This window comes from Lyngbya confervoides BDU141951 (genome assembly GCF_000817775.3).
GTDB classification, from domain to species: domain Bacteria; phylum Cyanobacteriota; class Cyanobacteriia; order Thermosynechococcales; family Thermosynechococcaceae; genus Lyngbya; species Lyngbya confervoides.
Genome location: NZ_JTHE03000109.1, coordinates 1 through 16854, shown reverse-complemented (window position 1 = coordinate 16854; position 16854 = coordinate 1). Strand labels below are relative to the sequence as shown.

The window sequence follows — 16854 nt, the reverse complement described above, 5'->3', positions numbered from 1 at the left end:
CTCTGAAATGTCGTATTCATTCAGCGGACAGAAATTGATGATGCTCTTGCCAGGCAAATCTGATAGTGTTTTCTCTATGGCAATCCTTACCTATAGCATTTTCCTGACAGCGGTTTCGGAGGACGACTGGTCAAAGAGACCAGAAAGTTTCAGGCGAGCGGTCCAGCAAATTCTGTCGCACATCGCTAAGCTTGAAGCCCTCAATGAGGAATTGAGCAAAAAAGTCGACAGTCACTCACAAAACTTGCCCCCACCTTCGTCCCAGAATTCGAAGTCGGTCAACAAGCTTAAAACAAAGAGCAGGCGAACTGCTCAAAAGAGGCATGAGGGCCCTCCGCAAAAGCATTCCCCCCCTAATCTGTGCAAAGCTGTGGAAAATCACTATCCGGTCTACAGCAGTAAATGTGGTCATCCCCTCACGGGTAAAAATGAAGCTGCAATGCGGTATCGAAAGGCCATGAAGCAGTGGCTCAGCGATAGGGCAAACAGCACGATTGCTAAAGAGGACAGTTCCTCCGGGAGCAAAGCCGTGCAAACCAGTCATCAATTGCGGAAAATAGAGCCTGCCCTATGGTTATGTACGGGCATGGCCTCACCGCCCCCGACTGATCTAATCCCCAACTGATCTAATAGATACTCTCAGCACTATTTTCTAATCCCTCTGAACAGATCCTTACATTCTGCAACCGCACGCTACCAACCACACAACCACAAGAAGAAAACCGCTCAGGCCTGAATCTGAAGTCGGGATGACCTAGGCAGCACAAACGCAATTAGTATCAGAAACAAGATAATGAGCCAGTTTCTACCGTCTACAGTCAAGACGCTAGTGGATTTACTTCTATATCGTACTCAACAACAAAAAACTCAAATTGCCTACCAGTTCCTCATCGATGGTGAGGCTGAAACCGAAGGCTTAACCTATCAAGACCTGTATCGCTACGCATGCGCGATTGCCGTCAAACTGCAATCGCAATACACGCCTGGAAATCGTATCCTGCTGCTTTATCAGCCAGGGTTAGATTACATTGCCGCTTTTTTAGGCTGTCTTTACGCAGGCATGATTGCCGTACCAGCTTACCCACCTCGCCTCAATCGTTCACTGCATCGTCTGCAAAGCATCCTGGCAGACTGTGATGCAGCGGCAATTCTAACCACTCAACAGATTCGACTTAGTCTCGAAACAAGTATCCAAAAAATCCATGAATTTACGAACCTCCATTGGATTACAACGGACTCTGATACACTCCATGACTGGGACAGTTGGCACCCCCCCCCCATAAGAGCGGAGACTTTAGCCTTTCTTCAATATACCTCTGGATCAACCTCTGTCCCAAAGGGCGTAATGATTAGTCATCGGAACCTGCTGCATAACCTGCAATCTTTGCACCAATGTTTCGAGATTTCAGATCAGAGCAGTGGCGTTATCTGGTTGCCGCCCTTTCACGACATGGGACTCATTGGCGGAATTCTTCAACCGCTCTACAGCGGTTTTCCAGTCACCCTTATGTCACCATTGATGTTTATCCAACGTCCATTTCGGTGGTTGAACGCCATTTCAACCCATCGAGCCACCATTAGCGGTGGCCCCAATTTTGCCTACGATCTCTGTGTCAAAAAGATTACATCAGAACAAAAGGAAAACCTTGATTTGAGTTGCTGGGAATTGGCCTTCAATGGGGCAGAACCCATTAATCCGCATACCCTAGAGCAATTCTCCGCCGCCTTTGCTCCATGCGGATTCCAAGCTCATGCCTTTTATCCATGCTACGGCATGGCAGAAACAACTTTAATTGCAACAGGGGGAAAAAAGCAACATCCTCCTATTTTCAAGACAATTCAATCTCGTGCCTTGGGCCAAAACGTGGCATTACCCTTGGAGCATGATGGCCAAGAGAGTCGGACCTTAGTCGGGTGCGGTCAGTCGTTGCCAGATCAACGTATCATTATTGTGAACCCCGAAACAAGATTATCCTGCGCGGAACATGAGGTAGGAGAAATATGGGTTCAGGGTCCGAGCGTTGCCGCTGGCTACTGGAATCGGGACTCACTCTCTTCCTTTCATGGATATTTGGCAGACAACGGATTCAAAAGACCGGCGCAGAAGCAGCAAAAGATACCCACAGATACAACAGCAAATGTTAGGATAACAGCCGAAAAAGATGAAATGGGTCCTTTTCTGCGAACCGGTGATCTAGGATTCTTAAGTCAAGGCGAACTGTTTTGCACTGGACGAATGAAGGATGTGATCGTCATTCATGGTGCAAATCACTATCCCCAAGATATTGAGTGGACCATTGAAGATGAATGTTACGCTTGTTTGAGAGCGGGTTGTATCGCGGTCTTTGCAGTTCTACACAATAATCAGGAACAGGTTGTGGTATTGGCGGAAGTCGAACGCTCATACCTCAATCCAGATAAACATTCGGAACAATTTGACAAGATAATTCGAGCGCTTCGTCAAAAAATTTGGCAACATCACCAATTGTCGGTGCACCAATTTGTTTTGATCCGCACTGGGACTCTACCCAAAACCTCAAGCGGCAAGATTCAACGACATCAGTGTCAAGAATCCTATTTGGCTGGAACCTTAGCCTGTATTCATACCGGCTAAGACTGCAGTATTTTTATTTGAAGGTTGCTCTCGTCCCGCTTTCATGCCGCTCAGTTAGCGGCATTCAAAATGACCTAATCTAGCTCTATGTATGCCTAGATCTGCACGCGTATCTTTAATTTAAATCTTGAAAGGCTTGCCGGAAAACCAGACCGCTGTTTTCATACAGAGTCAGCGATTGAATGGTGGTGGGATCGGAGTCGGGCTTTTTGTTCTGACGTTCAAGGCATCCTTCGAATGAGAGTTCTTTTGTTGTGCAGGATCACCCCAAAATTGCCAGATATAAGCTAATAACTGAGATTAGCTCCTCCGAAAGTTTCACGCCGAAAGTGTTACCCCATTTTGAACCAACCCAGCTATAATCCTTTTGATATTTACCCTGTCAAATTTTAGACCCTATGGATTTTAACCCAGTTGGCCTTCCATCAGACTGGAAACAGATTCCATCTCTAGTTGATCTTTTACGCTATAGGGCTCAAGATCAGCCAGATGTCTGTGCTTACCGGTTCTTGAAGGATGGCGAAAAGGAGGTGGGGTCTTTAACGTTTGAAATGCTTGATAATCAAGCCCGGGCGATCGCGGCCCACCTTCAGTCAAGGGGAGCAACAGGACAAAACGTTTTACTGACCTATCCTCTGACCTCAACCTTAGAATTTACGGCTGCGTTTTTTGGATGTTTTTACGCAGGAGCGATCGCGGTGACCGCTTGGCCTCCGCTCAATCAAACTCTATTATCTGAACTAGCCTTTAAAGCCACTGACGCGGAAGTCAGGTTTGCATTGACCACCCAGGCACTCCGAGTAAAAAGTCATCAACAATTGGCCTCCATCCCAAAACTAGCAGAACTGAACTGGATCGAGACCGATCAGATTTCTACGCGAGACAGTCATGCGTGGAAAGTCTTCCATCCAGAGACATCACAGCTTGCTTATTTACAATATTCCTCAGGCTCAACGGGCAATCCCAAAGGGGCCATGATTACTCACCGTAATACCTTAAATAACTTGAGCTTACTGAGTACGGCTTGTGAGTATACTGAAGCAGATCGTCATGGCGGTGGAATTTGCTGGCTCCCTGTTTTTCATGACATGGGACTGGTGGGCGGTGTCTTGCAAGCAGTTTACACGGGCGGCCAGGTCGTCATGATGTCGCCTGTTGATTTTATCCTCAAACCGATTCGGTGGTTGAAGGCTATTTCGCGCTATCACGCTAGCACCACGGGTGGCCCCAACTTTGCCTTTGATCTTTGCATTCGTAAAACAACGCCTCAGCAACGAAGCGGCCTTGATTTAGGTTCTTGGAGTATTGCAATAAATGGAGCGGAACCCATCTCAGCAGAAACTTTAAAAAACTTTGTAAAAACCTATGCTCCATATGGATTTCGTCAAGAAGCATTTTGTCCAGCCTACGGCATGTCTGAAACCACTGTCATGGTTTCGTTGAGTAAGCGCAAAACTCCTCCCATAGTCCAATTACTGGAACAAGAAGCCCTGACTAACGGGGTGGTGCAACCCATCCCCACTCGCACAGAGACTGACCAATCCTATCCTCCGAGAACAACGTCTGAACATCGTTCTGTTGTCGGCTGCGGTCAAATTGGAGAGAACCACACTATTATTATCGTGAACCCTGAAACCAAACAACGGCGTCAAGCGAATCAGGTGGGAGAAATTTGGATCAAAGGACCCAGTGTGGCACAGGGATATTGGAATCGTCTAAAAGAAACTGAAGAGACGTTTAATGCTCACTTGAATACAGGAGAAGGACCTTTCCTAAGAACAGGTGACCTGGGCTTTATTCAAAATAATGAAGTGTTTGTCACAGGGCGGTTAAAAGACATGATTATTTTGTGGGGGAGAAATCATTACCCCCATCATATTGAGGCAACAGTTGAAAAAAGTCATCCTTGTCTGCGTCCAGGATGCGGAGCGGCCTTTGGTGTGGAGTTCAATGGTGCAGAGCATTTAGTCGTGGCCCAAGAAGTTGAGTCTCGTGATTTAAGAAACCTGAAAGCTGACGTAGTGATCCAGGCCATTCGTCAGAATCTGGCAGAGCGTCATGCCGTAGAAGCTCATTCAATTGTATTGACACGATCTGGGAGTACTCCAAAAACACCCACAGGAAAAATTCAAAGGTCTGCCTGTCGTGCGCAGTTTTTGGAGGGAAGTCTCAAAGTAATTGAACGCTGGACCAATAGCCGTATTGCAGAAGGAATTCTCGTTTCTGCAGATCTGAATACCAACGGTTCGGTTTCATAAAGGTGTTCGCCAAGTGCAAGGTTCAACGAGCTAAACTCTATGACTCATCCATGATTGGAAGACTAAAGATTAGACATCATCATAATGTTGACAATACCGTATTATCCTCACCAAGAATGAGCAACCCAATAACCTCCAAGACAAAAACTCTGGGGGGTATTGATGCATTTTCTGCAAATGAGCGGCTTTATTATTTACCAATGGGGGATTGATTTAAATACTATATTGATTGCAACCGGTTCTGTATAGAACCAGCCGTTTAATCGAGTTTCAACGACGGCAATGGCATCGTCGTCAATCGTAAGGTTCTTCGAACAAAAACTTTACTCAACCTTTCAAGAACTGCATTCAATAGCACTAAATTATAGGGTATGACAATATTCGATTCCAACAGTGATAACTTCGTGGATTTATTAGAGTTTTGGGCCAAAAAACAACCCAATAAAACTCTCTATACTTTTTTGAAAGATGGCGAACAGGAAGAGTCTCATCTGACCTTTCAAGATCTTCATGTTAGAGCTAGGAGAGTCGCACAGGAACTTCAGAAATACGCTTCACCGGGCGATCGCGCTCTGCTCTTATATCCTGCGGGACTAGATTTTACCATTGGATTCTTCGCCTGTCTTTATGCAGGGTTAATTGCGGTTCCAGCCTACCCCCCGCGTCAAAATCAGAGCTTATCGCGTCTTCAAGCAATTGCAGCAGATTGTCAGGCAGTTCTGGCCCTTAGCACCCAAAAAATTATCACAGATGTAAGGCGTTGGGGGAAGAGTGATCCCATTTCTGATCGATTGATATGGCTAGCTACCACTGAAATTCATTTCAACGATTTGAAGGATCTAAGCCATCAGTTACCATCACCGACATCCGATAAGATTGCGCTTCTACAATATACATCTGGATCCACAGGAACCCCAAAAGGGGTCATGGTTTCCCATGGCAATTTAGTCCAAAATTGTAAGACTATTTATACCTGCTTTGATGGTTCGCGAGAGCAAATTGGTGTTTCTTGGTTGCCATTCCATCATGATATGGGTCTGATTGGCGGAGTATTAGAGCCCCTTTTTGCAGGTGGGTCCATGATATTCATGGCTCCTGTCTCTTTTTTGCAAAAACCTGCCCGGTGGTTGAGAGCAATTTCTGATTACCACGCAGATATCAGCGGTGGGCCTAATTTTGCCTACGATCTATGTATTCAAACATGCAAACCCAACCAGATGGAGGGAATTGACCTAAGCCAGTGGCAATTGGCCTTTAATGGCGCAGAACCCATCCGGGGCGAAACCCTAGATCAATTCTCTGAAACCTTTGCGCCCTACGGATTCAAGCGAAATGCTTTATATGCTTGCTATGGGATGGCAGAAACCACGCTCTTGGTCACAGGGGGACAACGGGCAACTCCAAGCATCATGCGTCGGTTCGATGCCAAAGAGTTAACTCAAAACCGTGTGGTTCCAAGTTCCAATCCTCAAGATAGTAAACTGTTGGTTGGATGTGGACATCCCTGGCTCGATCACCAGGTGCTCATTGTTGATCCAGAAACACTAACGCGTTGTGACCCCGAAACAATTGGGGAGATATGGGTTTCGGGAGCTAGTGTCGCCCAGGGTTACTGGCAAAAGTCAGAAATCACAAAAAACACTTTTCACGCATATCTGGCAGATTCAGAAGACGGTCCATATTTACGAACCGGAGATCTGGGTTTTTTCTGGCATGACAGTGAAGCAGAGCAGTTCTCTGGTGTCAGTGATCTGGGTGAATTATTTGTAACGGGTAGACTCAAAGATGTTGTAATTATCCGAGGTCAGAATCATTATCCTCAAGATATTGAATTAACAGCTGAGACTTGTCATCCCGCACTCCAGAAAAATTCTGGAGCTGCGTTTTCCATTGAGGTAAATAATTCAGAACAATTAGTCCTAGTCCAAGAGGTCAAGCGATCGCATCTTCGTGAGTTGAGTAGCGATTCTGTCAAAGCAGACGAAGTGATCTTGGCCATTCGACGAGCAATTTCTGAAGCCCACGAGTTACAAATCTATGCCATCGAATTACTCACACCTGGAAGTCTACCTAAAACGACTAGCGGGAAAGTAATGCGACGACAGAGCCGTTGCAATTTTTTAGAAGAAAGTTTTACATCAGTTGCAAAGTGGGAACTCAATTTAGAAGGTCAAAAAAATAATCCTGGGTTTGCCAAACCCTCATCTAAACTTGATGGCGTCGAAAAGGTTCAGGTCTTGAAGGACTGGTTAGTTAATCAGATCGCCCAACGTATGCAACTTTCGGTTGATCAGATTGATCCTGACCAACCCTTAGCGAGTTATGGGTTGGACTCGATACAAGTTGTGACCATGTCTGCAGATTTAGAGGCATGGCTGGGGATGGCCGTGTCGCCCACGATTATATATGATTATCCAACAATCGATGGCTTGGCCCGTAAGTTAGCGTTGGATGAAGAGCCCAACCTAGCGGTGCAATTTCCTCAGCACCGTCGAGGGGACCATGAGGCGATCGCAGTCATCGGCATGGGGGGACGATTCCCTGGTGCTCCGACCTTAAAGGCCTTTTGGGACTTACTTAAGAATGGCAATGATGCAATTATCGAAGTTCCCGCATCTCGGTGGAATGTGGATAATGTTGATCCCTTCTCTGATATTGAATTACCTGCGCGTTGGGGTGGGTTCATCGAGGATATCGATCAATTTGATCCAAAGTTCTTCGGCATTTCACCACGGGAAGCTAGTGCGATGGATCCACAACAGCGCCTGCTGCTAGAGGTGTGCTGGGAAACCTTGGAATATGCGGGACTGGTACCGGAACAATTAGCAGGCAGTCAGTCTGGCATCTTTTTAGGCATGAGTAATGGGGATTATTCCCGATTACAGGGAATTCAGCTTTCAAAGGAGATATACTACGGCACAGGCAATGCATTTAGTATTGCGGCCAATCGTCTTTCCTACCTCCTGGATTGGCATGGTCCAAGCTTAGTCGTTGATACTGCCTGTTCCTCTTCCCTGGTGGCAATCCACCAAGCTTGCCAAAGTCTCAATGCTGGGGAGTGCGATCTTGCCCTCGCAGGAGGCGTCAATTTAATTCTCAATCCTCAGCTGACATTGACCTTTTCTGAGGCCCAGATGATGGCCTCAGACGGCCGTTGTAAAACCTTTGATGCCAGTGCGGATGGCTATGTCCGCAGTGAGGGATGTGGGGTCATTGCCTTAAAACGGCTTTCCGATGCCCAGCAGAATGGCGATTCTATTATTGCTTTAATTAAAGGTTCGGCCATGAACCAAGATGGCCGCAGCAATGGTTTAACGGCGCCTAATAGTCTGGCTCAACAGGCTGTCATTCGTCAGGCGCTTGCCAATTCTGGGTTTGAGGCTGACCAAGTTGACTATATTGAAGCCCACGGTACTGGAACATCCTTAGGGGATCCGATTGAAGTCAATGCACTTAAATCCATTTTTCTAGCTCCTCGAGATAACCAGCATTCCTGCTGGTTGGGGTCTGTAAAAACTAATATAGGTCACCTTGAACCAGCTGCTGGGATTGCAGGCTTGATTAAAGTTCTCCTAGCGCTACAACACGAAGAAATTCCGCCCCATTTGCATTTAAAAGAGATTAATCCTTACATCCAGTTGGAAGGAACCCCTTTAAAGATTCCAACCACAGGTCAGGCTTGGCCGCAAGGAGAACGTCCCCGCATCGCTGGAGTCAGTTCCTTTGGTTTTGGGGGAACGAATGCCCATGTGATTGTGACAGAGCCCCCCCAAAGGGAGACGGTTCTGGTGGAGCCCGCCGCCAAACATCTTCCACCCGATCAACTGGCAGAGTCTGATCCGTTACCCCAGATATTAACTCTATCAGCGAAATCAGAGTTAGCATTACAGACCTTAGTGAGCCAATATGGCGATCTGCTCGAGGATTTATGCAGGAAAGGTGAATCCTTAAATGACCATGCCTCAAACGGTCATGTCTCAAAAAATGGATCTCATTACTCCCTTGCAAATATCTGCTTCACAGCCAATATGGGGCGATCGCATTACAATTGGCGCTTAGCGGTCACCAGTGCGTCTCTTGGGCAGCTACAACAACAACTAGAAGGGTTTATCTCCGGGAAAAAGACCCCCGATGTCATCTCTGGGTATGTGGATAAATCCAATATCCCCGCCATTGTTTTTCTATTTACTGGACAAGGATCCCAGTATATTGACATGGGGCGTCAGCTCTACGAAACGCAACCTGTATTCCGAGCAGAATTAGATAAGTGTGACCAAATTTTGCGGTCTTATTTGGATCAACCGCTGTTATCGGTTTTATATCCTCACTCGAATGATCCGGTAAATAACCAGGACTTAGATCCTCAGGAGGCTTCAGGTGTGCATTCTCCTCCTCAATCCCTTCTGGATCAAACCGGGTATACGCAACCTGCGCTCTTTGCAATAGAGTATGCGCTGGCCAAACTGTGGCAAGCTTGGGGCATTCAGCCCGATTTTGTCCTGGGCCATAGCGTTGGAGAGTATGCAGCAGCCTGTATTGCAGGCGTTATGAGTTTGGAAGATGGCCTTAGGCTCATTGTCAATCGGGGGCAATTGATGCAGGCCCTGCCAGCCGGAGGAGCCATGCTCGCGATTTTAGCGCCGCTGGAAACTGTGCAGAACTGGATTGAGCCCTATAAATCTGAGGTTGAGATCGCAGCAATTAATGGACCGACCAGTGTTGTGATTTCCGGCGTGGAAACGGTCATTCAGAACATTGCCGCAAACTTGAGTACACAAGCGATCAAACACAAGCGGCTCAATGTGTCCCATGCGTTCCATTCCGCTTTGATGGATCCAATGGTTAAACCCTTTGCACAAATCGCAGAAACGGTTTCCTACGCTCTTCCCGAAATTCCCTTCGTATCCTGTTTAACGGGCACACAGGTGGATCAGGATATTGCTAAGGCAGATTATTGGATTCAACATCTAAAGGCTCCGGTTCGCTTCTTAGAGGGGATGCAAGTAATAGGAGCGATCGCATCTAAACAGTCAGCTCCCCCGATTTACCTAGAGGTAGGTCCCAAGCCATTGATGCTCGGCATGGGACGTCAATGTTTAGCTAAGGCACCTGGCGCGTGGTTACCAAGTCTCCGCCCGGACATTTTCGATTTACATCAGGTTCTGCAGAGCTTAGGTCATCTCCATGTGAATGGTATTGCTGTTAACTGGAACGCGGTTTATGCAACGAGTTCAGATCAAACTGGTTCGGATCCAATCGGCCATACTCAAATAAAATCCCACCAAAAAGTGAGTCTGCCCACATATCCATTCCAGCGGCAACGATATTGGATCGAAGCACACCCCACGGTCCCAAATGTTGAGCTATTTCCAGCCTCCGGTAGTGAAGCACGAGCAGCCCGTTCAGCCGTCCACCCCCTGCTAGGTCAACGTTTTCACTCAGCGATTCGACAAATCCAATTTCAGAGCAATCTCAGTCCGAACGTTCCCAGTTTTTTAAGTGACCATCGGGTTTTTGGACATGTCATTCTTCCTGCAAGCGCCTACTGTGAAATGGCATTAGCAGCGGGAATTGCCTCCAATCAACCCAATCAGCACACGCTGCAGTTGACCAACCTGAAATTTCAACGCGGTTTGATTTTACCGGAGACTCAAGGGCTAACTGTGCAAACGATTCTGACCCCCCTTGAGCAAGATTCCTATCATTTTGAGATTTTTAGTTTACAGTCTGAAGACAATACTGAGACAGATGGTGGAGCAGCCCAGGAACCCACCTGGATTGCTCATGCTCAGGGAACGGTAGAGAGGGTTGGGGGCGCAACTCAGGCTGAGCCTGCACACCTTACCTTTGATCGAGAGACTGATCAGGCGACCTTACCAAAGCAAATTTCTGTGACCGATTTCTATCAATCTCTGAATCAATGGGGGTTGGAGTATGGTCAGGCCTTTCAGGGGGTCAAAAGACTGTGGGCGTCTCCGGAGCGTGCGTTAGGGGAAATCGAGTTGAATGAATTCCTTGCTCAAAGCATCAATACCTATCAGTTACACCCGGTTCTTTTGGATGCCAGTTTCCAAATTTTGGCGGCGGTGATTGGGCAAAGTCAAGATCAGGGGATCTATTTACCTGCCGGTGTCCAGCGCCTACGAGTTTATCACCCTGTTCCCAGTCAGCTCTGGGCAAAAGGGGAAATTCTAGATGGGTCTGGTCTGAACGATGCCCCCACAAACTCCGTTGGCCTCGGTCCTGAAAAACGTAATCTTATGGGTGAGGTCCAGCTATTTGATGAATCTGGGAAGCTTATTGCCCATGTGGAAGGCTTAACCTTAGCCCGAACCAATCGTCAGGTGTTAATGCGGTATCTGGAACCCGAGAGAACGCCCGAATTTTATGAACCGATCTGGGAACAAAAAGCGCTGATAACCGCTGAGCGAGACACTGCCTTCGCCTCAACCCCTTCACCCACTGGAGCATGGTTGATCTTCACAGTTCCCCCCATTGGGCACAAGATTGCGGAGGGACTCCGGCAGCACACATTTCACCTCCCCCCGCATCTACAGCCTCCCGAAGCGCAGGCCCCTGTAGATCTACCTCCTGGAGTTCTCGCCCCTGCAAACCTCGATCCAGCAGAGTCAGCCTCCTCTGAGTTAGGTTATCTTTTCGTGACTCCCGGCAATAACTATCAACGGATCGATCCGCAACATTATCAATTAAATCCGTCTGAACCGGAGCATTTTCAAGCCCTGTTCAGGAGTCTTCTGGATCAGGATGTATCTCTGCGTGGGGTCATTCATCTTTGGAGTCTTAACCCAGACACCTCAACGCCCTCCGCTTCCCTAGATCGCATTCAATCCCTCAAATGTGAAAGCGTCCTGTACTTGGTTCAAGCCTTAACTCAAGTTTACACCAGGACCTCCCTTGATTTATGGCTGGTGACCCAGGGCGCACAAATCCTGGCAGGAGACGGAACAACCATCCAGGTTCACCAGTCACCGTTATGGGGGTTAGGACGTGTTATCGCGCTCGAATATCCTGAATTTAGTTGTCGTACCCTTGATTTAGATCCTTCTATTGACCTGAACACTGCAGAAATCAGCAATGCGGATCTGGAGAAGGTTGGATTACAACAACTGCTTCAAGAGCTGATTTCCCCTGATGTTGAAAGTCAAATTGCCTATCGTCGTGGGGGCCGATGGGTTGCCCGCATTGCGCCTGTAAAAACCCTAAGCAAAACCCCACGCCTAGCTCTGCCGCTAGAAGATGCCTTCCAACTCAAGCTCAAAGAATACGGCCTGATTGATAACTTAACGCTCCAGCCAATCTCCCGTCGAAATCCTGGAGCGCATGAAATCGAGATTCGAGTCGAGGCCGCCGGCCTGAATTTCAGAGATGTACTGAATGCACTTGGACTGCTCAAAGACTACTATGCTGAGCATTTAGGCATTACAAGCGCTAACCAACTAACCTTTGGGTTTGAATGTGCCGGAACTGTAGTTGCAACAGGTGAGGAGGTGACCCAATTCAAAGTTGGCGATGAAGTGATGGCAACAATGCTGATGGATGGTGTGAGTTGCTACGTTACAACTCGGGTTGAGTTTGCGATCGCCAAACCGAAACACTTAAGCTTTGCCCAAGCTGCGACCCTACCCTTAGCCTTTTTAACCGCCTACTACGGGTTAGTTCACCTCGCAAAACTCCAACCCGGCGAAAGAGTTTTGATTCACGCTGCTGCAGGTGGCGTGGGTCAAGCCGCCGTCCAAATTGCCCAATGGATTGGGGCCGAGGTTTATGCGACTGCGAGTCCTGGAAAGTGGTCTGTGTTACAAGGGCAGGGGGTCACCCATGTGATGAATTCTCGATCCCTCTTATTCGCCGATGAGGTCATCCAATCAACTCACGGGAAAGGCGTTGATGTCGTCCTTAACAGCTTCAATGGCGATTACATCGGTAAGAGCTTTGAGGCCCTAGCCCCCAATGGGCGATTTGTAGAGCTCGGTAAAATTGGGATTTGGGACAGGACAAAAGTCCATCAGCAATATCCAGGGGCACAGTATTTTCCGTTTGATTTAGGGGATGAGACCAAGGCGGACCCATGGTTAATTTGCGAATTATTGCAGAAACTACAGGATCATTTTGAAGCTAAAACCCTCAAACCACTACCATTCAAGCAGTTTCCAATTCAGCAAGGCATTCGCGCCTTTCGCTACATGCAACAGGCCAGACATATTGGCAAAGTGGTGTTGACGTTCCCCAGCCCATCTCAACAAGCAGAGCTGAGCGGACTTTCGATCAACCCGGCTGGCAGTTATTTAATTACTGGGGGGCTTGGTGCATTAGGACTGCAAGTGGCCCAGTGGCTCGTCCATCAGGGGGCAAAACAGTTAATTCTAATGGGCCGGCGTTCCCCATCCGATCAGGCCCTAGCCAGGATTGAGCAACTAGAAACCAATGGTGCAAAGGTGTCCGTGCAGTTGGGTGATATCTCTTGCTGGGCGGAGGCAGCCCCAATATTTAAGACGATTGCAGCGACCCTCCCCCCTCTGACTGGTGTCTTCCATGCCGCAGGTGTGCTAGACGATGGGTTGTTAGCCCAACTGTCGTGGAAACGCTTTACCCAGGTGATGGCTCCGAAGGTGGCCGGAAGTTGGAATTTGCATCAATTAACGAAATCGCTGTCCCTTGACTATTTTGTCTTATTTTCTTCAATGGCTTCCTTGATCGGTTCACCGGGGCAAGGAAGTTATGCCGCCGCCAACACCTTTATGGATTCGTTGGTACAATATCGGCACCAGAAAGGGTTACCGGGACTCAGTATCAATTGGGGAGCCTGGGCTGAGGTTGGGATGGCTGCCGAATTGAGCCCGCAGCAAAAGGCCCGATTGGAGTCACGGGGCATTTACCCCATTTCGCCCCAAAAGGGAATACAGGCCCTAGGGGAGCTCTTAGGCAGCGATCGTCCTCAAGTCGGGGTTCTGCAGATTGATTGGCTGAAATTCATGAATCAATTACCTAAAGGAATTGAGTTACCACTACTTTCTGCCTTTCAATCCCCAGCATCTGCACAATCAGATACCCGGGTTCAGTGGTTGGAACAGTTACGTCAACTACCCAGCTGCGATCGCCGCAATTTCCTTACTTTGCAGATTCGCACCGAAGTAGCAGAAGTGTTAGGATTTAACACCCCAGAGGAAGTGCCACTCGATGAAACACTGTCTGATCTGGGTGTTGACTCACTCATGGCGGTGGAACTGTCAAATCAGTTAGAAGAAAATATCGGCGAATCGATTCCGGCTAGCTTTTTATTTGAGCACCCAACATTATATGAATTAATAGACTATCTGATTGAACAGGTTCCTGAACTTGAGTTTGATCCACAGAACAATGATCAGCAAATATAGCAGGACACTCTCTAGATCAGGAGTGAAGATACTCAAGCTTCTAGTGCTCAAGATTTCCGCATCGGAGGCACTTCATAGATTCATAGGGCAAGGTTAACATGCTCCCGCCATCTACAGAATGTCTTTCTGTCTTTGAACGAACACTAAAAGTCCTAGCATTCCACTAATTAAAGCTGCCAAACGTCCCCAGTGCTTTCTGACGTCTACCCCAAAACTCTGGCCCTGAGTCCGATGCACTCGCGTGATTAAGGCTTCTCCCGCAGCTAAGGCTTTACCTCGCTGTTCTTGCCAAGATGATAATTCCTGTCGCCACTGCTCCATTTCTTGCTTGTAAATTTTAACGTTCTTGCGATAGACCTCCAAGTCATCTCGGAATGTTTCAGCTTCAGGTCCAAAGAAAGAGTCGGGGGTCTGAGGAGGTTCTGCGAGATCATTAGGTTTAATGGGTTCAGGTCGGTCAACAGCAGGGTCAAACTCTTTGTGCAACCCTGGAAATGTGCAGCGTTCAAATAGATGAGGTCCTAAACATTGACAAGACTCCTTTTCCGATTCACTCCAAGATTGTCGTTCTTCCTCAGGGCGTTGCCAGCATGGATCATTTGCCACATTTTGGCCTAGGCCAGACAAGGTCACCATCGACTCATAGCTCCAGCGCGTCAGTGTCAGTCGGCTAATCCAAAGACCTGGGGGACCAAAGGCTGTTAAGGGAAAAATTGCTCCAGCAAAAGTAATTTGAGGTACTAGAAATAAAATCGTTAGTAATGGTGCAGCATTTTGGGAGGCAGAGAGCGACGAGATTAGCAATCCCATGATCATCCCCCCTAAAGTTGATAGAAATAGCGTAAAGTATAAAGCCAATGCTTGGACATCGACACCATTGTTTGGCAATTCTACAAGATAAATTTTGGTGACCCAAAATATCGCAGATTGATAGACAGCAATTACAATACAAAGCCAGATCTTAGAAAGGATATATGGAATAATATAAAGGCCAATCATGCGTTCACGGCGATAGATTTCACTCTCTTTTACAATTTCGCGCATGGTAGCCAAACTGCCAGTCAATACGGCAATTAGACAAGCAATAAACATTAACGTCAGTGATTGTCCAGAGTCACCTTTCCAGGGATCAAAGATATTGCGCCTCACCATTAACAAATCTAGCCCACCAAGCATAGGTGCAACCAAAATTGTGAGAATTAAACTAGAGTGATCTTGAAGTAATAAAGTCAGGTTGCGATGGGACAAGATGGCTAATTGACGAAGCCAGACTCCTAACTGGTTACTCTTTATCTTAGGAATAAATCCTGTTTTTTTCCTAGTAGAAATTGTAGAATTCAAGGACAAATTTTGAACATTTTTTTGGGGCTCAACAACATATTTCTGATAGGCCGATGACTGAAAATATTGTTTTTGCCAATTTCGAGCCGCAAGTTCTTCATCAATTCTGATATAGATTTCATCAAAATGATCAACCGAGAAATGCTCTAAGGCGTCTGCAGGCGGGCCAAAATATACCAGTCTCCCTCCCTTTGCCAGAAAAGCCACTTTGTCACAAAGCTTGATGTTTTTTGTAGTATGGGTGTTCAGCAGGACGATCCGTCCCTCATCTGCAAGTCGCCGGAGCAACAGCATCAGTTGATACTCAGTGCCTGGATCAAGTCCGGAAGTCGCTTCATCTAAAAAGAACAATCGAGGTTTAGTTAACAGCTCCACCCCAATAGATACCCGTTTACGCTGACCCCCACTCAATTTTCTAACCAGGGTATGTTGACGATGAGTCAGTTCGAGATCAGCTAAGACCGACTGAATTTGTCTTGTTCTTTCTCTACCAGATAAACTGGGAGATAGCCTCAGCTGGGCTGAGAAATCAAAGGCCTGGTAGACCGTCAGATCTTGATGAATGATGTCATCTTGCGGAACATATCCAAGCTCGGCGCGAAACGTACTAAAATTCTTGTATAAATCCTGGCCATTTACATAGACCTTGCCTTGCTTGGCTGGACGATATCCACTAAGTGCATTGAGAAGAGTCGTTTTTCCTGCACCACTCACACCGACAATACCCACAAACTCTTCTGACTGAATAGTCAGTGAGATATTATTCAGCAATATCTGACCCCGGCCAACTGTTTGAGTTAATCCTTGGGCATCCAGGAGGAAAGGAGGATAGTTCCAGGAAGCAAGAGAGATCTCTGAGAGATTTGCTTTGGGATTGGTCATACCAAGGGATAGCTTTTGATAAAATTGTTGGCAAGATGAGTCATCCTAACCCTTTATTGAATTTAAAGACAATCACAATCCCAGATTTATCCTCCCGCTCCCACGCAGAACGCAAAGGGGTACCTAGCCTTGAGGATGTGAGAGAAGTGAGCCCAGATACCCAAGAAAAAAGATTGAGAGCTTTCATCCAGGGAAGGTCTTGAAGTTGGTAGTCCTAAACCTGTAAGGATGCATTGTAATGATGGATGAAGTACCAGATAGCGCCTGTAAGGATGCATTGTAATGATGGATGAAGTACCAGATAGCGCCAATATGGTTCTCCAGCTTCTTAGAGAACGAGAGCGTTTTTCTCACTAGCCTCGAG

The 16854-nt window shown here is 47.2% G+C and carries 5 protein-coding genes and 1 pseudogene; 4 read left to right on the top strand and 2 right to left on the bottom strand.

Going from position 1 to position 16854, the window contains the following annotated elements:
• Nucleotides 1-370 precede the first annotated feature (370 nt).
• The 4 genes from QQ91_RS19345 to QQ91_RS19330 all read left to right on the top strand — a co-directional run bounded on the left by QQ91_RS19345 (nt 371) and on the right by QQ91_RS19330 (nt 14267).
• Nucleotides 371-625: a hypothetical protein gene (locus QQ91_RS19345; protein ID WP_166277560.1), complete on the top strand. Its 255-nt coding sequence runs from the start codon at nt 371-373 to the stop codon at nt 623-625.
• A gap of 168 nt (nt 626-793) precedes the next feature.
• Nucleotides 794-2614: a fatty acyl-AMP ligase gene (locus QQ91_RS19340; RefSeq protein ID WP_166277558.1), complete on the top strand. Its 1821-nt coding sequence runs from the start codon at nt 794-796 to the stop codon at nt 2612-2614.
• A gap of 398 nt (nt 2615-3012) precedes the next feature.
• Nucleotides 3013-4872, top strand: a complete 1860-nt coding sequence (locus tag QQ91_RS19335) for a fatty acyl-AMP ligase (protein ID WP_166277556.1) — start codon at nt 3013-3015, stop codon at nt 4870-4872.
• Nucleotides 4873-5243: 371 nt separating this feature from the next.
• Nucleotides 5244-14267 carry a type I polyketide synthase gene (locus QQ91_RS19330; protein WP_166277554.1) on the top strand — a complete coding sequence of 3008 codons (9024 nt, stop codon included), beginning with the start codon at nt 5244-5246 and terminating at the stop codon, nt 14265-14267.
• Between the two features lie 111 nt (nt 14268-14378).
• On the opposite strand, the gene QQ91_RS19325 is transcribed toward QQ91_RS19330, so the two are convergent.
• Both QQ91_RS19325 and QQ91_RS19320 read right to left on the bottom strand, forming a co-directional pair.
• Nucleotides 14379-16490, bottom strand: coding sequence for an ABC transporter ATP-binding protein/permease (locus QQ91_RS19325; protein ID WP_166277552.1), 2112 nt, complete (start codon nt 16488-16490; stop codon nt 14379-14381).
• A 267-nt stretch (nt 16491-16757) separates the two neighbouring features.
• Nucleotides 16758-16854: pseudogene (locus QQ91_RS19320) on the bottom strand (IS1 family transposase); the annotation flags it as partial.